The following is a 20,062-nucleotide window of genomic DNA, read 5'->3' as shown; positions in this document are numbered from 1 at the left end:
GGGGAAAGCTGTCGCGGCCGAAGACGCCATCGCGAGCAGGCTCGCTCTCACACGTTGATTACCGTCGCACACAGACGGTGTGTTCACTGCAGATCTACTGTGGGAGCGAGCCTGCTCGCGATGGCATCCACCCAGTGAAAATCTGTTGCCTTACACACCGCTTTCGCGGGCCAGGCGGTCTGAATACCTACATAGAAGCCTGACGCACCTGCTTCTCCAACTCCGCCTTCAACCCCGGTTCCAGCTTCAACTGCCGCGCCAGCTCATCGAGGTAGGACTTCTCCATGAAGTTCTCCTCATCCACCAGCATCACACTGGCGATGTACATTTCAGCCGCCATTTCCGGGGTGCTGGCGGCGCGGGCGACGTCGTTCGGGTCCAGCGGTTTGTTGAGTTCGGCGTGCAGCCAGTGTTGCAGCTCCTGATCATTATCGAGCTTGCTGAACTCGCCTTCGATCAATTGACGCTCACGCTCATCGACATGACCGTCAGCCTTGGCCGCGGCGACCAACGCCTTGAGGATCGCCTGGCTGTGTTGCTCGACCTGGGCCGCCGGCAAGCGGTCGATAGTTTGCGGCTCGGTTGGGGCTGCGGTGCCCTGCTGGGCCTGCCAGTTGCCGTACGCCTTGTAGGCAATTACGCCCAATGCCGCAAGACCGCCGTAAGCCAGGGCCTTGCCGCCAACACTGCGAGCCTTTTTGCTGCCCAGCAACAGGCCCATGGCGCCCGCCGCCAACGCACCGCCGCCGGCACCTGAGAGCAAACTGCCGAGGCCGCCGGAACTACCGCTGCCGCCGAGCAAACCGCCCAAACCACCGCTGGACGCCTTGTTCTGGGTGCCACCAGCCTTGTTCTGCAACAGATCCTGACCGGATTTGAGTAGTTGATCGAGCAATCCACGAGTGTTCATTTTGCTGCCTCCACGAATTCGGGTTAACCGGATCTTTAAGGCCACCAGCCTAGATCGAAAGTGCCCGCCGTCTCTCGATGAGAGTGCTTCCAGATGTTGCTCACGTTTAGGAAAACAGCCGGGAACGTGCCCCACGCAAACTATTTCACCCAATGCAGCCTTTGAGATTTGTCGACCGTGAAACCGCGCACTAGGCTGGATAAATCCATAAGACAGCCCGGCCTCAATCTGCCTCTCACAAAGCGCACTAAGCTAATAACAAGCCACTCACGGCGCATCACCCCGTTCACTGCCCCGACCATAATTTAAAGAAGAGGGTTCACCATGCTTGTGCACAAGACCGCACTGCTCAGTGCAATCACCACGGCGCTACTGGCCAGCACCAGCCTGCAGGCCGCCGAACCGCTGAAAGCTGTCGGTGCCGGCGAAGGTCAGCTGGATATCGTCGCCTGGCCTGGCTATATCGAACGGGGCGAAACCGACAAGGCCTACGACTGGGTGACCGGTTTCGAGAAGGAAACCGGCTGTAAGGTCAACGTCAAGACGGCCGGCACGTCCGATGAAATGGTCAGCCTGATGGCCAAGGGCGGTTACGACCTGGTGACGGCGTCCGGCGACGCCTCCCTGCGCCTGATCGCCGGCAAGCGTGTGCAGCCGATCAACACCGCACTGATTCCCAACTGGAAGAATCTCGACCCGCGCCTGAAGGATGCACCGTGGTACGTGGTCAACAAGCAGACTTACGGCACCCCGTATCAATGGGGCCCGAACGTGCTGATGTACAACACCAAGGTGTTCACGCAACCGCCGACCAGTTGGGGCGTGCTGTTCGAAGAGCAGAAGCTGTCCGACGGCAAATCCAACAAGGGCCGCGTGCAAGCGTATGACGGCCCGATCTATATCGCGGACGCGGCGCTGTACCTGAAAACCGCCAAGCCGGAACTGGGCATCACGGATCCGTACCTGCTCGACGAAAAACAATACAAGGCCGTTCTCGACTTGCTGCGCGCCCAGCAAAAGTTGATCCACCGCTACTGGCACGACACCACCGTGCAGATGAGTGATTTCAAGAACGAAGGCGTGGTGGCTTCCAGCTCCTGGCCCTATCAGGTCAACGGTCTGATGAACGAGAAACAGCCGATCGCCTCGACCATCCCGAAAGAAGGCGCCACCGGGTGGGCCGACACCACCATGTTGCACGCCGAGGCCAAGCACCCGAACTGCGCTTACAAGTGGATGGACTGGTCGCTGCAACCGAAAGTCCAGGGTGATGTGTCTGCTTGGTTCGGCTCGCTGCCGGCGGTCCCGGCGGCGTGTAAGGCAAGCGAACTGCTGGGGGCCGAGGGTTGCAAGACCAACGGTTTCGACCAGTTCGAGAAGATCGCCTTCTGGAAAACCCCGCAGGCTGAGGGCGGCAAGTTTGTGCCTTATAGCCGCTGGACCCAGGATTACATTGCGATTATGGGCGGCAGGTAACACACCGGCCCCTGTGGCAGATGAGCTTTTGTGGCGAGGGAGCTTGCTCCCGCTGGGTGGCGAAGCCGCCCCAAAGCAGTCACTGCGGTCTTTCAGGTAAACCGCATTGACCCTTTTGGGGAGTGCTACGCACTCCAGCGGGAGCAAGCTCCCTCGCCACAAAAGCACACCGTTTCAGGTTTTTCAGAAGTCCAGGCAAGGCCCACTGTGACGACCCTCGCCTTTTCGGAGCTCCGCACCATGACGCTTGCAGTCCAGTTCACCAACGTTTCCCGTCAGTTCGGCGAAGTAAAGGCCGTTGACCGGGTTTCTATCGATATTCAGGACGGCGAGTTCTTTTCCCTGCTGGGCCCCTCCGGCTCGGGCAAAACCACTTGCCTGCGCCTGATCGCCGGGTTCGAACAACCGAGCACCGGCTCCATCCGCATCCATGGCGCCGAAGCCGCCGGGCTGCCGCCGTATCAGCGCGACGTGAACACCGTGTTCCAGGATTACGCGCTGTTCCCGCACATGAACGTACTCGACAACGTCGCCTACGGATTGAAAGTCAAAGGTGTCGGCAAGTCCGAACGCCAAAAACGCGCCGAAGAAGCCCTCGACATGGTCGCCCTCGGCGGCTACGGCGAGCGCAAACCGGTGCAACTCTCCGGCGGCCAGCGTCAGCGTGTAGCCCTGGCCCGCGCGTTGGTCAATCGCCCTCGCGTACTGCTGCTCGACGAGCCCTTGGGCGCCCTCGATCTGAAACTGCGCGAGCAAATGCAGGGCGAGCTGAAGAAGCTGCAACGCCAGCTCGGCATTACCTTCATCTTCGTCACTCACGATCAGACCGAAGCGCTGTCGATGTCCGACCGTGTGGCGGTGTTCAACAAGGGCCGCATCGAACAGGTCGACACACCGCGTAACCTGTACATGAAACCGGCAACCACTTTCGTCGCCGAATTCGTCGGCACTTCCAACGTGATTCGCGGCGATCTGGCGCAGCAGTTGAGCGGCAATCCACAGCCGTTTTCGATCCGCCCGGAACACGTGCGTTTCGCCGAAGGCCCGCTGGCCAGCCATGAAATCGAAGTCAGCGGCCTGCTGCACGACATCCAGTACCAGGGCAGCGCCACTCGCTATGAACTGAAACTGGAAAACGGCCAGACGCTGAACATCAGCCAGGCCAACGTCCAGTGGCTGGACGTCAGCGCGCAACATCAGACCGGGCAGCGCATCAGCGCCCGCTGGGCGCGCGAGGCGATGATCCCGCTGCACGACAATGTTGTGGGCGGGGTGTGAGATGAACAGCGTGGCCGCTCCTCAACACCCTGCCAGCGGCTCGCCGTTGCGCCGGTTTTCCAATCTGCTGTACCGCCGGCCGAACCTGTATCTGTCGCTGCTGCTGGTGCCGCCGTTACTGTGGTTCGGTGCGATCTACCTCGGCTCGCTGTTGACCTTGTTGTGGCAAGGCTTCTACACCTTCGATGACTTCACCATGGCGGTCACCCCCGACCTGACCCTGGCGAATTTCACCGCGCTGTTCCAGCCGTCGAACTTCGACATCATCTTGCGCACGCTGAGCATGGCCATCGTCGTGTCGATCGCCAGTGCAATCGTGGCGTTCCCGATCGCCTACTACATGGCGCGCTACACCAGCGGCAAAACCAAGGCGTTTTTCTACATCGCGGTGATGATGCCAATGTGGGCCAGTTACATCGTCAAGGCCTACGCCTGGACCTTGCTGCTGGCCAAGGGCGGCGTGGCCCAGTGGTTCGTTCAGCACCTGGGGCTGGAGCCAGTGTTGCAGTTAGTGCTCGGAATTCCGGGCATCGGTGGCAGCACCCTGTCGACCTCGCATCTGGGACGGTTCATGGTGTTCGTCTACATCTGGCTGCCGTTCATGATCCTGCCGATTCAGGCTTCACTGGAACGCCTGCCACCGTCCTTGTTGCAAGCCTCGGCCGACCTCGGCGCCAAGCCGCGTCAGACCTTCATGCAAGTGATTCTGCCGCTGTCGATTCCGGGCATCGCGGCCGGTTCGATCTTTACGTTTTCGTTGACCTTGGGCGACTTCATCGTGCCGCAACTGGTGGGCCCGCCGGGCTACTTCATCGGCAGCATGGTCTACGCCCAGCAAGGAGCGATCGGCAATATGCCGATGGCGGCGGCCTTCACACTGGTGCCGATCGTGCTGATCGCCATTTACCTGTCCATCGTCAAACGTCTGGGGGCTTTCGATGCGCTCTGATGCTTCATCTCAAGATCGGGCATCCCTGGGCCTGCGCATCGCCGCCTGGGGCGGGTTGGTGTTTCTGCACTTCCCGATCCTGATCATCTTCCTCTACGCCTTCAACACCGAAGACGCGGCGTTCAGTTTTCCGCCCAAGGGCTTCACCCTGAAGTGGATCGGCGTAGCGTTCTCCCGGCCCGACGTGCTGGAAGCGATCAAGCTGTCGTTGCAAATCGCGGCCGTCGCTACGCTGATTGCGATGGTCCTCGGCACCCTCGCGTCGGCGGCGTTGTACCGGCGGGACTTCTTCGGCAAACAAGGTATCTCGCTGATGCTGATCCTGCCGATTGCCCTGCCCGGGATCATCACCGGCATCGCGCTGCTGGCGACTTTCAAAACACTGGGGATCGAACCGGGGATGTTCACCATCATCGTCGGTCACGCGACCTTCTGTGTGGTGATCGTCTACAACAACGTCATCGCCCGCTTGCGCCGCACGTCATACAGTTTGATCGAAGCCTCGATGGACCTCGGCGCCGACGGTTGGCAGACCTTCCGCTACATCGTCCTGCCAAACCTCGGCTCGGCGTTGCTCGCCGGGGGCATGCTGGCGTTCGCCCTGTCGTTCGACGAAATCATCGTCACCACCTTCACCGCTGGCCACGAACGCACCTTGCCGCTGTGGCTGCTCAACCAGCTCAGCCGCCCACGGGACGTGCCGGTGACCAACGTCGTCGCGATGCTGGTGATGATGGTGACCATGCTGCCGATCCTCGGCGCCTATTACCTGACCCGGGGTGGCGAAAGCGTTGCGGGCAGTGGCGGGAAATAACGGACAACTCATTCCCAAGGTGGAAACCGGATCCTGTGGGAGCGGGCTTGCCCGCGATAGCGGTCTTACAGTCGACATTTCTGTTGAGGGTCAGTCCGTCATCGCGGGCAAGCCCGCTCCCACAGGGGGCCGGTTTCAGCAGGAAAACAAAAGCAGCTTCGATGAGGACATAGCCATGCAAACCAAACTCTTGATCAACGGCCAACTCGTCAATGGCGACGGCCCCGCCCAAGCCGTGTTCAACCCAGCCCTCGGCCGTGTACTGGTGGAAATCAACGAAGCCAGCGAAGCCCAGGTCGACGCCGCCGTGCGAGCCGCCGATACCGCCTTCGAAACCTGGTCGCAAACTACGCCGAAAGAGCGTTCGCTGCTGCTGCTCAAACTTGCCGACATCATCGAAGCCCATGGCGAAGAGCTGGCCAAACTGGAATCGGACAATTGCGGCAAACCCTACAGCGCTGCGCTGAACGATGAGATCCCGGCGATTGCCGATGTGTTCCGTTTCTTCGCCGGCGCCAGCCGTTGCATGAGCGGCGCGCTGGGAGGGGAATACCTGCCCGGCCACACCTCGATGATCCGTCGCGACCCAGTGGGCGTGATTGCCTCCATCGCGCCGTGGAACTACCCGCTGATGATGGTTGCCTGGAAAATCGCCCCGGCCCTGGCCGCCGGTAATACCGTGGTACTCAAGCCGTCGGAACAAACCCCGCTGACCGCCCTGCGCCTGGCAGAACTGGCGTCGGAAATCTTCCCGGCTGGCGTGCTTAACCTGGTGTTCGGTCGTGGTCCTACGGTCGGCAGTCCATTGGTTACACATCCGAAAGTGCGCATGGTGTCCCTGACCGGCTCCATCGCCACTGGCTCGAACATCATTTCCAGCACCGCCGGCAACGTCAAACGCATGCACATGGAACTGGGCGGCAAAGCGCCGGTGATCATCTTCGACGATGCCGACATCGATGCCGCCGTGGAAGGCATTCGCACCTTCGGTTTCTACAACGCTGGTCAAGATTGCACCGCCGCTTGCCGCATTTACGCGCAAGCAGGCATCTACGACCAGTTCGTCGAGAAGCTCGGTGCGGCTGTCAGCAGTATCAAGTACGGCTTGCAGGACGATCCCTCGACAGAGCTTGGCCCGTTGATCAGTGCACAACATCGCGACCGCGTGACCGGATTGGTCGAGCGTGCCATGGCGCAACCGCACATTCGTTTGATCACTGGCGGCAAAGCGGTGGAAGGCAATGGTTTCTTCTTTGAACCGACGGTGCTGGCAGACGTGCAACAGGACGATGAGATCGTGCGCCGCGAAGTGTTCGGGCCGGTAGTGTCGGTGACTAAATTCACCGATGAAGCGCAAGCACTGGTCTGGGCCAACGATTCAGACTACGGCTTGGCATCATCAGTCTGGACCACGGACGTCGGCCGCGCGCATCGGCTGTCTGCACGCCTGCAGTACGGCTGCACGTGGGTGAACACCCACTTCATGCTCGTCAGCGAAATGCCTCACGGCGGTCAGAAACTGTCCGGTTATGGGAAAGACATGTCGATGTATGGGCTGGAGGATTACACCGTTGTGCGGCATGTGATGTTCAAGCATTAAAAGCTTCGCTCCTACAGGACTGCGCTGAACCTGTGGGAGCGTGGCTTGCCCGCGATGGCGTCACAGCACAATCAAGGAAGAACTCAAAGACCTTTACCAATTGCCATCTCGACAGCTTTATCCGTGGAAACACGGAGGTCTCAGGCCGGCACTATCAACTCAACCGATGAAAAATAGCTACGGTAGCGCTTGGCATCCCGCGTCAACAACGGCAGCTTTTTCACAGCCGCATGAGCACCGATGAAAAATTCCGCCAAAACATTGTTTTTTCCGCCACCGACTTTACGGTAACGAACGAAAGCCTTTCCTGCCAAAAACAAGGCGGGGCGCGGGACTTCTTGCATTACAAGACCAAGCTGAGTGACGACATCATCCAACGCTTCGAAATTGGAAAATGTCTGTGACAGTTCAGCGTAAATAATCGGATTAATGGCCAATTCATGGATCTGGGATTGGGCGCGAAGCTGTTGTATGGACCAATCAGCCCAGACAGGGTCGTCCTCCAAGACATCAATCAACACGTTCGTGTCGACCAATATCATCAATCGTCACCCCGTAGTAGCTTCATCAAATCGTCGGTTCGCCATTTTATATCCGCCTTTCCACGCACGGCTTCGAAGCGGTCGATAGTGCCCGCTTTACCCATTTTGGGGTTGCCGCTGTGCAGCACCACCTCCCCCTGCGCGTTGACGCTGAACTCAATTGCCGCACCCGGCTTCAGATGCAATGCATCACGAATAGGCTTGGGAATGGTCACTTGCCCTTTACTGGTCATGGTTGTCGTCACGATGCTCTCCTGAAGTATTACTCTACAGATAAACGTAATACTTAGCGTGTAAGCCTGCAACCGCCGCTCATCGTAGGCAGTTTCTCTTCGTTCTGAAGGATCCGACCGCGACAACGCTGTCATGGCCGAATCCTTCACCGTCTCAAAACCGCGAAACACTGCGCATCGCATCCACCAGATACCGCATCGCAATCCGGTCACTCTCCGACAGCTCACGATACCGCTCCACCAACTTCAACTCCTCCGAACTGAGCCGACGCCTTCGCCGACCGATGGCCAGGCAAGGGAAGATTCCTAATATTTCAGTGATGCCTTGTACTTTCGACATGGACGATGTCCTTCTATACGTCAGAGAAAACTTCAAAACCGCATCGCCCTATCACTTTCAGCGGTCACCTTGTGCCTGCCGCACCCACCGGCCTGAAGGGCCGAAACCGGTCATGCCTCATAGAATAGAAATTAAATCGGCGCTGAAAAGCGTTTTTAGAGTAATTAGTCGAAAAAAGCAGATATGCCCTAAAAATCAGAAAGTGCTGTGAGAAACGTTACCTGAAATGTCTTGTTTCATTGCCGCACTGTCGCGGTGCCATCAATCATTTTTGCTCTGCAACCGAACGGTTTAAGCTATTTGGCATCTCTTTAAGGTCCGTTGCGTTTGGCCAAGGCATGTCCGAACCGTTATTTCTGATCCAGCACGTGCCAGGAACGGCGCGGGATTGTTCACGACAGGTTGTACTTATGCACCGCAGGAATTTGCTCAAAGCCTCCATGGCTATCGCGGCTTACACTGGTCTTTCGGCCACCGGCTTATTGGCGACACACGCCTGGGCTGGCAGCAGCACCGCTGATGGCGACGAGGTGGCGTTCGACTTCGAAGCGCTGAAGAGCCAGGCCAAACAGCTCGCCGGCAAGCCCTGGCAGGACACCAAGCAAGTGCTCCCGCCGACGCTGGCGACCATGACGCCGCAGAACTTCAACGCGATCCGCTACGATGGCAATCATTCGCTGTGGAAGGACTTGAAAGGTCAGCTGGACGTGCAGTTTTTCCACGTCGGCATGGGTTTCAAGCAACCGGTGCGCATGTACAGCGTCGATCCCAAGACTCGACTGGCGCGCGAGGTGCATTTCCGCCCGTCGCTGTTCAACTATGAAAAAACCACCGTCGACACTAAACAGCTCAAGGCCGATCTGGGCTTTTCCGGATTCAAGCTGTTCAAGGCCCCGGAGCTGGATCAGCACGATGTATTGTCCTTCCTCGGCGCCAGCTACTTCCGCGCGGTAGATGCCACCGGTCAGTACGGTTTGTCGGCCCGCGGCCTGGCGATCGATACCTACGCCAAGAAGCGCGAAGAATTCCCGGATTTCACCAAGTTCTGGTTCGAGACACCGGACAAGGACAGCACCCGCTTCGTGGTATATGCCTTGCTCGATTCGCCGAGCGCCACTGGCGCCTACCGTTTTGACATCGATTGCCAGGCCGAGCGTGTGGTGATGGAAGTCGACGCCCACGTCAATGCCCGCACCGCCATCGAGCAACTGGGCATCGCGCCGATGACCAGCATGTTCAGCTGCGGCACCCATGAGCGGCGCATGTGCGACACCATTCACCCGCAAATCCACGACTCCGATCGCCTGGCCATGTGGCGCGGCAATGGCGAGTGGATCTGTCGCCCGCTGAATAACCCGGGCACCCTGCAATTCAATGCCTTCGCCGACACCGATCCGAAAGGCTTTGGTCTGGTGCAGACCGATCACGAGTTCGCCAATTATCAGGACACCGTCGACTGGTACAGCAAGCGTCCGAGTCTGTGGGTAGAACCTACAACCGCGTGGGGCGAAGGCTCTATCGATTTGCTGGAAATTCCTACAACCGGCGAAACCCTGGATAACATCGTCGCGTTCTGGACGCCGAAAAAACCGGTCGCGGCCGGGGACTCCCTCAATTACGGCTACAAGCTCTATTGGAGCTCCCTGCCACCGGTGAGCACGCCGCTGGCGCGGGTCCACGCGACCCGTTCGGGCATGGGCGGTTTCATTGAAGGCTGGGCGCCGGGCGAGCATTACCCGGAGGTCTGGGCGCGACGCTTTGCCGTGGACTTCACCGGCGGCGGTCTGGACCGCTTGCCCGAAGGCGCGAGGATCGAGCCGGTGGTGACCTGCTCGAACGGCGAAGTGAAGGACTTCAATGTGTTGGTGCTGGATGACATCAAGGGCTACCGAATTACTTTCGACTGGTACCCGACCAATGACAGCGTGGCGCCGGTGGAGCTGCGGTTGTTCATTCGCACCAATGACCGGACGTTGAGTGAAACCTGGTTGTACCAGTATTTCCCGCCGGCGCCTGATAAGCGTAAGTACACCTGACGGTAAGTGGGCGCCTGAACCGGCCCTTTCGCGGGCAAGCCCGCTCCCACAGTTGACCGTGCGTGTACAGAATTTGTGTACACCTGATTCACTGTGGGAGCGGGCTTGCCCGCGAAGGCGGCAGGACAGACGACAAACCTCTCGGCACAAAAATGCAAAAGCCCCGATCAACACGACCGGGGCTTTTGTTTTTACAGCAGCATTCAATCACGCAAATCCGATTCATGAATCGGCTGGTCACGATGGGTAGCCCGCTGATATTGCGCCGGCCAGATAGCCTTGTTCCCGCCCAGATCATCATCGGCATGCAGCGGCCAGTACGGATCACGCAACAACTCCCGGGCGAGGAAGATGATGTCGGCCTGACAGGTACGCAGAATGTGCTCGGCCTGGGCCGGCTCAGTGATCATTCCTACGGTGCCGGTGGCAATGCCTGACTCCTTGCGTACCCTCTCGGCGAAACGGGTCTGGTAACCGGGGCCTGTAGGAATCTCGGCGTTTACCGCCGTACCACCCGATGAGACGTCGATCAGGTCCACGCCCAGGTCTTTGAGGCGTCGCGCCAGCTCTACGGTTTCATCGGGGTTCCAGCCGTCTTCCACCCAATCGGTGGCCGACACCCGCACAAACACCGGTAACTCTTCAGGCCACACGGCCCGCACCGCTTCGGTGACTTGCAGCACCAGCCGAATCCGATTCTCGAACGAACCACCGTACAGATCGCGCCGCTGATTACTCAGGGGCGAAAGAAATTGGTGCAACAGGTAACCGTGGGCGGCGTGTACTTCGACCACTTTGAAACCGGCGGTCAGCGCCCGTTTGGCCGATTCGACGAACGCCTGAATGACCTCGGCAATTTCACCTTCATCGAGCTGCTTGGGTGGTGTGTGCTGTGGGTCGAAAGCGATGGGTGAAGGGCCGACCGGGATCCAGCCACCGTCTTCCGGCTTGACGCTGCCATGCTTGCCGAGCCACGGCCGATGCGTGCTGGCCTTGCGCCCGGCATGGGCTAATTGAATGCCGGCAACGGCGCCCTGCGCAGCGATAAAGCGGGTAATACGTTGCAAGGGCTCGATCTGCTCATCGTTCCACAGACCGAGATCCTGGGCGGTGATGCGCCCGTCGGCGGTGACCGCCGTGGCTTCGGTAAATACCAGTCCCGCCCCGCCGATGGCACGGCTACCGAGGTGGACCAGATGCCAGTCATTGGCCAGCCCATCCACGCTGGAATACTGGCACATCGGTGATACCGCAATGCGGTTAAGCAAGGTCAATTGACGAAGAGTATAGGGTTCAAGCAGCAGACTCATGGGGCACCTCTCGAATCAGTGGGCAGGCTCCAGGGTTCTGTTTGAATAGTCGACGAGTGACAGGAAAATGGTGCAGCACCCGCCCCCGCGGGCAAAAAATTCGACAAGACGTCACAAGGATAATCAAGCAGTGCTTAGAGCCTAGTCGACATCGGGGGATGAGGGAGGGTTCAGAGAGATTCGGTGTGAGGGAAATCGCTTTCGCGGGCAAGCCCGCTCCCACAGGGTTTGCGCAAATCCTGTGGGAGCGGGCTTGCCCGCGAAGGGCTTAACGCGGTTCGATATGGGCAATCATCAACTGAACGGTCTCGTTCCCACGGAACTCATTGAGGTCGAGTTTGTAGGCCAATTCGACCCACTTGATGGTCGGATTCGGCCAGATATCACGGTCGATACCGAAGGCAATGCCGTCGAGCTTCACCGAACCACATTCACTCCTCAGCACCACTTTGAGGTGCCGTTCACCCACAACACGTTGCTCAACCAACTGGAACACCCCGTGAAACAGCGGCTCCGGAAAGTGTTGCCCCCAAGGCCCGGCGTGGCGCAGGGCGCGGGCCAGTTCCAGGTGAAACTCTTCGACCGCCAACGTGCCGTCCGACAGCAGGCGTCCGGTCAGGTCTTCTTCACGCATTTGCCTACGCACTTCAGCGTCGAAGGCCTCGGCGAACAACGGAAAATTCGCTTCCGGCAACGTCAGGCCGGCCGCCATGGCGTGGCCGCCGTATTTGCTGATCAGGTTCGGATGCTGCGCCGCGACCACGCTCAAGGCGTCGCGAATATGAAAACCCTGGACCGAACGCCCCGAGCCCTTGAGCATCCCATCACCTGCATCGGCAAAGGCAATGGTCGGACGGAAATAGCGCTCTTTCATACGCGACGCGAGGATTCCGATGACGCCCTGGTGCCACTCGGGATCGAACAGGCACAGGCCGAACGGCATCGATTCCACTGGCAAATCCTTGAGCTGGGCCAGCGCCTCACGCTGCATGCCCTGCTCGATGGATTTGCGGTCCTGGTTCATGCCATCCAACTGAGCGGCCATTTCACGGGCAGCGCCCGCGTCTTCGGTGAGCAGGCATTCGATGCCCAGGCTCATGTCGTCCAGACGCCCTGCCGCGTTCAGACGCGGGCCGAGGATGAAGCCCAGGTCGGTGGAGGTAATGCGTGAATGGTCACGCTTGGCCACTTCAAGGATCGCCTTGATCCCCGGCCGCGCGCGCCCGGCGCGAATCCGCTCCAGGCCCTGATGCACCAGAATCCGGTTGTTGGCATCCAGCGGCACCACGTCGGCGACGCTGCCCAGCGCCACCAGGTCCAGCAGTTCGCCAATGTTCGGCTGTGGCTTGCTCTCGTACCAACCCAGGCTGCGCAAGCGCGCGCGCAGGGCCATCAGCACATAGAAAATCACCCCGACACCGGCCAGGGCTTTGCTCGGAAACTCGCAACCCGGCTGGTTCGGATTGACGATGGCATCGGCCAACGGCAGTTCATCGCCGGGCAAGTGGTGATCGGTGACCAGCACCTTGAGCCCGGCCTTTTTCGCCGCCGCCACGCCTTCGACGCTGGAGATGCCGTTGTCCACGGTGATCAGCAGTTGTGGCTCGCGGGTCAGCGCCACTTCGACGATCTCCGGCGTCAGGCCATAGCCATACTCGAAGCGGTTCGGCACCAGATAATCGACATGCGCCGCGCCCAACAGACGCAACCCCAGCATGCCCACGGTACTGGCCGTCGCACCATCGGCGTCGAAGTCGCCGACGATCAGAATCCGCTGACGCTGTTCCAAGGCCGTTACCAGCAAATCCACCGCCGCATCGATACCTTTGAGCTGCTGGAACGGAATCAGCCGCGCCAGGCTCTTGTCCAGTTCAGCCTCGGACTGCACGCCACGCGCCGCGTAAAGGCGGGTCAGCAGCGGTGGAATATCACCGAGGAATGGCAGGGTGTCGGGCAACAGGCGAGGTTCGATGCGCATGGGGTGACAGGTGCTTCTCTTGAATACGTAGGATAAAACCGGGTAACTCGGTTCAGCGGCGAATAATCAGCCGCGCTCACCGCTCAGCCATTGCAACTGGACTTCGTGCTGACCACGGTCGTCGGTGACGAAAATCGTTCCTTCGCTGATCATCACATCCCACTTGATAACGCGCGGCATGTCCTTGGCCAGGGTTTCCAGCACTTCCTGGGGCACTGCGGCGATGTGAACGTTTTTCAGGTTTTTGATCGCCGGGATCACTTTGGTTTCCCAGACCCGCAGGCTGCCGTAAGCCAGCAAGCTGGTGCGCTCGGTGCGACGCGAGCACCAGGTCAGGCGATCGGCGTCTGGCTGGCCGACTTCGATCCAGTGCAGGACACGGTCATCCAGGCTTTTTTCCCACAGCGCCGGTTCATCCACGTCTGACAGACCGCGACCGAAGGACAGCTGCTCGTTGTACCAGAAGGCGTAGGCCAGCAGCCGCACGGTCATGCGCTCTTCGGTTTCCGAAGGGTGACGGGCGATGGTCTGCTTCACGCTCTCGTAGACGCTGCGGTCAAGGTCGGTGAGGTTCAGTTCAAACTTGTAGGTCGTGGACGGCTGGGCCATGAACGGGCTTCTTGATACGAGGAAAGGCGGCAAGTCTAACCGATGCAACAGGCAATCAACGAATTGAAGGCGATCAACCTTGGGCGACTGACGGTCGGCTATGTTAAAACTCTGCACTCGCTCAGCCTTTGTCCTACAGGATTCAGCATGCCGTTCTCCAACAAACCGCTCTCCGGTCTGAAAGTCATCGAATTGGGTACGTTGATTGCCGGGCCGTTTGCCTCGCGTATTTGCGGCGAATTCGGCGCCGAAGTGATCAAGATCGAGTCCCCGGACGGCGGCGACCCGTTGCGCAAATGGCGCAAGTTGTATGAAGGCACTTCGCTGTGGTGGTTCGTTCAGGCGCGGAACAAGAAGTCTTTGACCCTGAACCTGAAACACCCGGACGGCCTGGCGATTCTGAAACAGCTGCTCAGCGAAGCCGACATCCTGATCGAGAACTTTCGCCCCGGCGTGCTGGAAAAGCTCGGCCTGGGCTGGGAAGTCTTGCACGCACTGAACCCGAAACTGGTGATGGTGCGGCTCTCGGGCTTTGGCCAGACCGGGCCGATGAAAGATCAGCCGGGCTTCGGCGCGGTCGGTGAATCCATGGGCGGCCTGCGCTACATCACCGGCTTCGAGGACCGGCCGCCGGTGCGCACCGGGATTTCCATCGGTGATTCGATTGCCGCGCTCTGGGGCGTGATCGGCGCACTGATGGCCTTGCGTCATCGCGAGGTCAATGGCGGCTTGGGACAAGTGGTGGATGTGGCGCTGTACGAAGCGATCTTCGCCATGATGGAAAGCATGGTCCCGGAGTTCGACGTGTTCGGCTTTATCCGTGAACGCACCGGCAACATCATGCCGGGCATCACGCCCTCCTCCATTCATACCAGCGCCGACGGCAAGCACGTGCAGATCGGCGCCAATGGCGATGCGATCTTCAAGCGTTTCATGCTGATCATCGGTCGCGAAGACCTGGCCAACGACCCTGTGCTGGCCAGCAACGACGGACGCGATAGCCGTCGCGACGAGATTTACGGGGTGATCGATCGCTGGGTCAACTCACTGCCGCTGGACGCGGTGATCGAGCAACTGAACCAGGCCGACGTTCCCGCCAGCCGAATCTTCAGTGCCGAAGACATGTTCAGCGATCCGCAGTACCTGGCCCGGGAAATGTTCTTGCAAGCCAAGCTGCCCGATGGCAAGGACTTCAAGATGCCCGGCATTGTGCCGAAACTCTCTGAGACGCCCGGCAGCTCCGAATGGGTCGGACCGCAGTTGGGTGAACACAACGCGCAAGTACTCCACGACCTTGGCTACGACCCGGCACAGATCGTGCGGTTGCGTGAAGACGGGGCCATCTAAGCTGAAGCGCCTGCTCTCATCAATCATCGGTTACGTCGGCATCGGGCGTGCGCTGACGGCGCTCGGGCTGTTGGCGGGGCTGATATCCCCGGCCCTGGCGCAACCTAAGGAACATTTGCTCTGGCTGCTGCGCGATCTGCCGCCCGTGACGATCTTCGAAGGCCCGAAAAAAGGCCAGGGGGTTATCGATCAACTGATGCCGCTGTTAATTGCCGGTATGCCGCAGTACGAACACACCCTGATGCGGGTCAATCGCGCCCGCGGCATGCAAATGCTTCACGAAAAATCCTTTACCTGCGATCCCTCGCTGATCTGGAGCAAGGAGCGCGAACAATGGATCGCCTTTTCCATTCCGGCCTTCCGGGCTGTCAGCAATGGGCTGGTGATTCGACGTGAAGACCGGTCGGTGCTGGAGCCCTTTCTTTTTGGCGATGAAGTCGATCTGGCAGCACTGTTGGCCAGCCGTCGAGAGAAAGTCGGGGTGGTCGCCGAGCGTCGTTACGGTCGGTTCCTCGACACGCTGCTACAACAGGCGCCGCCCGGCGTGCTGACGCCCCACTACGGCAATAACGCTCTTGGCAGTCTATTGCAGATGCAGCGCCTGGGTCGTTTGCAGGTGGTCTTGGGCTACTGGCCGGAAATCCGCTATCAGGCTCATCAGGAACATATTGCCGATGATCAGTTGGAGTTTTATCCAGTCAAAGGCACGGGCAAATACCTGTCCGGGTACATCGGTTGCTCGAATACGCCCCAGGGACGACAGGCAATCAGTGAAATCAATCAGCTATTGCGCGCCCTGCCCCGCGAGCGCCTGGACCCGCTGTACGCCGACTGGCTCGATCCGCAAAGACGCAAGGACTACCTGGAAGAAACCAAGGCTTTTTTCCAACGTCAGGCCGCACAGTGACAAATCGCAGGCAAAAAGAAACCCCGAGAAGTGGGGAGACGACTCGGGGTTAAACGTGGCCTACATAAAGACCAGTAACAACAAGCTACAAGCACCGGAGCACAATGCTTGATCCTGCTGTTACATGGTCTGACTGACCTTGGCGCAGGAAGGTTCCCACAAAAAACAATTCAATTTCGGCTGGCCAGGATCTTGTCCTGAGCAGCATTGCGCAACGCCGCAATGACACAGGGCTCCAGGCGTCCTTCAGCGATCAGCACGTCGCGGTGCAGCCCGTCGACGACATCCGTCAGCAGACGTTTATCGGTTAACTGGGCCTGATTGAACGTCCGTTCGACCACGATAGCGCCGCTCGTACTCTTCAGTGTCACCAGGCATTCGCCATGGGCACCCGATGGGGTCAACTTGACCTGATACGGGCTCAGAGCCTCACCGAGCAATAGACTGATACTTTCCATCTCGATCACCACTCAATAGTCCGAAAACAAAGTGCCTGGGGCGTGTCCACAGTAAATGACCACAGGCCCGAGAAGAAAGTTCTGGATTCCAACGGCAGGCGCACCGGCGCCTCTGGTAGTTAGAGCATGCACGGTAAAGATGACAGTAAAAAAACAGCTGATTCACGCTTGATGCCAGCCCGCCAAGATGCAGATGCTGTAGGAGCGGGCTTGCTCGCGAAGAGGGAGTGTCAGTCGACATTAACATTGCCTGGCACACCGCCTTCGCGAGCAAGTCGGATCGCCGCACCGCCGCTCCCACAGGAATTGCGCCTGACTGACAGGCATTGCCAATTCATACCTGCCTCGTACGCTTGCCGATATCGCTCCATCCGCCCAGCAGTCCTCGCAATTGACCGTCCGCACTGTAGAACGGCACCGTCCACTGGTAGATGTCTCTGGCGCCATCCTTGAACATCAACTGACGTTCGCTGAAGCGGGTCTTGCGAGTACCGAGCTGAATCATGAACTCGGCGTGCAGCTGTTCGGCGGTCTCTTTGGGCAAGACATCGAGTTCGATCAGTTGTCGCCCCTGAACCTGGTCGAAACGGGTCGACAAGCGTTCCTCATAACTTTTGTTGCACATGATCAAACGCCCCTCCAGATCACGCACAAACATCGGATCGGGCATGGCGTCTATCAATGCGTGCTGGAACGCGAGCTGGTCATTGAGGTCTTTCTCGGCGTCCCGACGTTGTTCGATCAGCGCAGCAAGCCGACGGTTCCAAAGCAGTGAGAGCAAGCCGAACAGGCTAACGATGAACAGGCTCCAGCAACCCCACTGGGTTATCCGCTGCCAGGCCGAGGGCGCGTGTACCGGCGCAATTCCGTTCAGCCATTTCAGCCGTATGGCGCGTAACTCGGCGGGTGGAAATGCCTCCAGCGCCTTGTTGAGGATGCTCAATAACTGCGGCTGTCCTTTGCGGACTGCCAAATGATCTGCCTCCCATTTGCCCTCCACCGCATGCCCGACCTTGAGCCGGCCCGAGGGATAGAGCTGCGCTCCGATTTCGTTTTCGATGGTGGCGTAGGCCTCGCCACTCTCCACCAGTGCCCGGGCCTCAGCCTGGGTTTTGACCGAGCGCAGCTCGATCGCCGGGTAGTCACGCCGAATCACACCCTCTAGCGCGTGCCGGGTCGGCAGCACCAGGACTCTTTTCGAAAGCTGCTCCAGGGACTGTAACGCTGGAGTACCGGCCAGTCCCACGAGTACCCAGCCCGCCCCGCCGAACGCATGGCTGAAATCCAGAAACGCCTTGCGCTCGTCATTCATGGCCAGCGTCGTGCTCATGTCCGCCGCGCCACGTTCCAGTCGCTCCAGCAGTTGGTCGGTGGAAAACGACTCTTCATGGACGAACCGCAAGCCGGTCATGGCGCTGATGCGGTTGAGCACATCGTTGTTCAAACCGCTCCAGTGACCGTGCTCATCCTTGAACAGATACAGCGGGTACTGCGTCGATGCGACGATAACCATTGGATGTTCAGCAATCCATTGCCGCTCCTGAGCGTCCAGCTCAATGCGCGCGACAGTGGCTGACTCCCGGGGTTCATGTGTCGTCAATTGTGCGGCCGTTACCCATTGCCCCAAGCCCAGGGCGCCCAGCAAAAACATCCAGCACACGGCTGGTTTAAACCCTCTAAAAAACAGCATTGCCACTTCCTTGGTGATCGTCTCGCCCGTCCTTCATGGGCGGCTCTTCTTTTACGAAACCCGGCAAGTGTGGCATGCAGAAATGAGAAAGCCCGTCAGGAGACGGGCTTCAAAATGTGACAGCTTTTACCGGTTACAGCGGCTTGCCGCGGTTGCCATGCTGACTGACAAAGGCCTGCACGGCTTTCAGGTCGTTCGGCAATACGGTGCAACGCTCATCTCGCTCAAACAAATCAGAAAGATGTGCAGGTAGTTCGAGCGCTTTTCCTACGCCAGCTTTTTCCACTGCGTCCGGGAATTTGACCGGATGGGCCGTGCCAAGGATCACCATCGGGATATCCAGGCTACGACGGCATTCGCGCGCGGCCTTCACGCCGATGGCAGTGTGCGGGTCCAGCAGCTCGCCGGTTTGCTCAAAGACTTCGGCAATGGTTTCGCACGTTTGGGCGTCGTCCACGGCCAGCGAATCGAACAGTTTGCGTGCCTCGATCCAGCGTTCCTCTTCGACGCTGAAACCGCCGCCCTGCTTGAAGGTGTCCATCAAGCCGGCAATCGCCGCGCCGTTGCGACCGTGCAGGTCGAACAGCAGGCGTTCGAAGTTCGACGAGACCATGATGTCCATGGACGGCGACAGCGTGGCGTGCAGGGTTTCCTTGACGTACTGATTACCGCTCATGAAGCGGTGCAGGATGTCGTTGCGGTTGGTGGCGACGATCAACTGGTTGATCGGCAGGCCCATGTTGCGCGCCAGGTAACCGGCGAAGATATCGCCGAAGTTGCCGGTCGGCACCGAGAACGACACCGAACGCGCCGGGCCGCCCAGTTGCAGGGCTGCGTGGAAGTAGTAAACGATCTGGGCCATGATCCGCGCCCAGTTGATCGAGTTCACCGCCACCAGACGCGTGCCCTTGAGGAAGCTCTGGTCGGCGAAGCTGGCCTTGACCATTTCCTGGCAGTCATCGAAGTTGCCTTCGATGGCGATGTTATGGATGTTCTCGCCGAAGATGGTGGTCATCTGGCGACGCTGCACTTCAGACACACGGTTGTGCGGGTGCAGGATGAAGATGTCGACGTTTTCGCAGTGCTTGCAACCTTCGATCGCCGCCGAACCGGTGTCGCCGGAGGTAGCACCAACAATTACCACGCGCTCGCCGCGCTTTTCCAACACGTAGTCGAGCAGACGACCCAGCAGTTGCAGGGCAAAGTCCTTGAATGCCAGGGTCGGGCCGTGGAACAGCTCCAGTACCCATTCGTTGCCATTCAGCTGACGCAGTGGCGCAACGGCGTTGTGGGAAAACACGCCGTACGTTTCTTCAAGAATTTTTTTGAAATCGGCATCAGGGATGCTGCCGGTCACGAACGGGCGCATCACCCGAAAGGCCAACTCGTGATACGGCAGGCCGGCCCAGGAAGCGATTTCTTCCTGGGTGAAACGTGGCAGGTTTTCCGGGACGTACAGACCGCCGTCGGTGGCGAGACCGGCCAGCAGGACATCTTCGAAATTCAGGGCCGGTGCCTGGCCGCGGGTACTGATATAACGCATGACTGGCTCCAATAGACAGTGTTCGCAATGCCGGGCCCGCGT

The 20,062-nt window shown here is 59.2% G+C and carries 18 protein-coding genes; 8 read left to right on the top strand and 10 right to left on the bottom strand.

Going from position 1 to position 20,062, the window contains the following annotated elements; all coding sequences use genetic code 11:
* Positions 1-187 precede the first annotated feature (187 nt).
* Complete coding sequence (locus tag ACZ3HH_RS12340; protein WP_465804919.1) at positions 188-910, bottom strand: tellurite resistance TerB family protein; 723 nt, start codon at positions 908-910, stop codon at positions 188-190.
* Between the two features lie 324 nt (positions 911-1,234).
* Between ACZ3HH_RS12340 and ydcS the strand changes: the two genes are divergently transcribed.
* From ydcS to ACZ3HH_RS12315, 5 genes are all read left to right on the top strand, one after another.
* Entirely contained in the window at positions 1,235-2,386 is a 1,152-nt protein-coding gene (ydcS, locus tag ACZ3HH_RS12335) for a putative ABC transporter substrate-binding protein YdcS (RefSeq protein ID WP_460147822.1), read from the top strand.
* 240 nt (positions 2,387-2,626) lie between these two features.
* Positions 2,627-3,664 carry an ABC transporter ATP-binding protein gene (locus ACZ3HH_RS12330; protein ID WP_465804917.1) on the top strand — a complete coding sequence of 346 codons (1,038 nt, stop codon included), beginning with the start codon at positions 2,627-2,629 and terminating at the stop codon, positions 3,662-3,664.
* Position 3,665: 1 nt separating this feature from the next.
* Positions 3,666-4,613: an ABC transporter permease gene (locus ACZ3HH_RS12325; RefSeq protein WP_465804915.1), complete on the top strand. Its 948-nt coding sequence runs from the start codon at positions 3,666-3,668 to the stop codon at positions 4,611-4,613.
* The gene (locus tag ACZ3HH_RS12320) at positions 4,603-5,427 is read left to right on the top strand and encodes an ABC transporter permease (RefSeq protein ID WP_007897624.1); all 825 of its coding nucleotides are present in this window, start codon (positions 4,603-4,605) and stop codon (positions 5,425-5,427) included. Before ACZ3HH_RS12325 ends, ACZ3HH_RS12320 begins: the two co-directional genes overlap by 11 nt.
* A gap of 175 nt (positions 5,428-5,602) precedes the next feature.
* On the top strand, positions 5,603-7,027 hold the full coding sequence (locus tag ACZ3HH_RS12315; protein WP_465804913.1) for a gamma-aminobutyraldehyde dehydrogenase: 1,425 nt from the start codon (positions 5,603-5,605) through the stop codon (positions 7,025-7,027).
* Positions 7,028-7,167: 140 nt separating this feature from the next.
* On the opposite strand, the gene ACZ3HH_RS12310 is transcribed toward ACZ3HH_RS12315, so the two are convergent.
* The 3 genes from ACZ3HH_RS12310 to ACZ3HH_RS12300 all read right to left on the bottom strand — a co-directional run bounded on the left by ACZ3HH_RS12310 (position 7,168) and on the right by ACZ3HH_RS12300 (position 8,142).
* A complete protein-coding gene (locus ACZ3HH_RS12310) occupies positions 7,168-7,569 on the bottom strand; it encodes a type II toxin-antitoxin system VapC family toxin (protein WP_465804911.1) in 402 nt (133 codons plus the stop codon).
* Positions 7,569-7,814, bottom strand: coding sequence for an AbrB/MazE/SpoVT family DNA-binding domain-containing protein (locus ACZ3HH_RS12305; protein ID WP_465804910.1), 246 nt, complete (start codon positions 7,812-7,814; stop codon positions 7,569-7,571). The genes ACZ3HH_RS12310 and ACZ3HH_RS12305 overlap by 1 nt, the downstream gene beginning before the upstream one ends.
* 142 nt (positions 7,815-7,956) lie before the next feature.
* The gene (locus ACZ3HH_RS12300; RefSeq protein ID WP_123360676.1) at positions 7,957-8,142 is read right to left on the bottom strand and encodes a hypothetical protein; all 186 of its coding nucleotides are present in this window, start codon (positions 8,140-8,142) and stop codon (positions 7,957-7,959) included.
* A 410-nt stretch (positions 8,143-8,552) separates the two neighbouring features.
* On the opposite strand from ACZ3HH_RS12300, the gene ACZ3HH_RS12295 reads away from it, so the two are divergent.
* Positions 8,553-10,178, top strand: coding sequence for a glucan biosynthesis protein D (locus ACZ3HH_RS12295; protein ID WP_465804908.1), 1,626 nt, complete (start codon positions 8,553-8,555; stop codon positions 10,176-10,178).
* Between the two features lie 203 nt (positions 10,179-10,381).
* On the opposite strand, the gene ACZ3HH_RS12290 is transcribed toward ACZ3HH_RS12295, so the two are convergent.
* The 3 genes from ACZ3HH_RS12290 to ACZ3HH_RS12280 all read right to left on the bottom strand — a co-directional run bounded on the left by ACZ3HH_RS12290 (position 10,382) and on the right by ACZ3HH_RS12280 (position 14,075).
* Entirely contained in the window at positions 10,382-11,488 is a 1,107-nt protein-coding gene (locus ACZ3HH_RS12290; protein WP_465804906.1) for an NADH:flavin oxidoreductase/NADH oxidase, read from the bottom strand.
* Between the two features lie 268 nt (positions 11,489-11,756).
* A complete protein-coding gene (gene recJ / locus ACZ3HH_RS12285; RefSeq protein ID WP_465804904.1) occupies positions 11,757-13,466 on the bottom strand; it encodes a single-stranded-DNA-specific exonuclease RecJ in 1,710 nt (569 codons plus the stop codon).
* Positions 13,467-13,532: 66 nt separating this feature from the next.
* The gene (locus tag ACZ3HH_RS12280) at positions 13,533-14,075 is read right to left on the bottom strand and encodes a YaeQ family protein (protein ID WP_007897614.1); all 543 of its coding nucleotides are present in this window, start codon (positions 14,073-14,075) and stop codon (positions 13,533-13,535) included.
* Positions 14,076-14,222: 147 nt separating this feature from the next.
* On the opposite strand from ACZ3HH_RS12280, the gene ACZ3HH_RS12275 reads away from it, so the two are divergent.
* Complete coding sequence (locus ACZ3HH_RS12275; protein ID WP_465804902.1) at positions 14,223-15,422, top strand: CaiB/BaiF CoA transferase family protein; 1,200 nt, start codon at positions 14,223-14,225, stop codon at positions 15,420-15,422.
* Positions 15,403-16,329: a TIGR02285 family protein gene (locus ACZ3HH_RS12270; RefSeq protein ID WP_465804900.1), complete on the top strand. Its 927-nt coding sequence runs from the start codon at positions 15,403-15,405 to the stop codon at positions 16,327-16,329. The genes ACZ3HH_RS12275 and ACZ3HH_RS12270 overlap by 20 nt, the downstream gene beginning before the upstream one ends.
* Positions 16,330-16,499: 170 nt before the next feature.
* On the opposite strand, the gene ACZ3HH_RS12265 is transcribed toward ACZ3HH_RS12270, so the two are convergent.
* The 3 genes from ACZ3HH_RS12265 to thrC form a co-directional block, all read right to left on the bottom strand.
* On the bottom strand, positions 16,500-16,787 hold the full coding sequence (locus ACZ3HH_RS12265; RefSeq protein ID WP_253550031.1) for a DUF3509 domain-containing protein: 288 nt from the start codon (positions 16,785-16,787) through the stop codon (positions 16,500-16,502).
* A gap of 334 nt (positions 16,788-17,121) precedes the next feature.
* Positions 17,122-18,477: a transporter substrate-binding domain-containing protein gene (locus ACZ3HH_RS12260; RefSeq protein WP_465804898.1), complete on the bottom strand. Its 1,356-nt coding sequence runs from the start codon at positions 18,475-18,477 to the stop codon at positions 17,122-17,124.
* A gap of 133 nt (positions 18,478-18,610) precedes the next feature.
* Positions 18,611-20,020, bottom strand: a complete 1,410-nt coding sequence (gene thrC / locus ACZ3HH_RS12255) for a threonine synthase (RefSeq protein WP_465804897.1) — start codon at positions 20,018-20,020, stop codon at positions 18,611-18,613.
* Positions 20,021-20,062: the final 42 nt, after the last annotated feature.

The sequence above is a fragment of the Pseudomonas sp. PME37.24/025 genome, assembly GCF_055556615.1.
The sequence above is the reverse complement of the archived record's forward strand: the minus strand, read 5'-3'. Positions and strand labels throughout refer to the sequence as shown.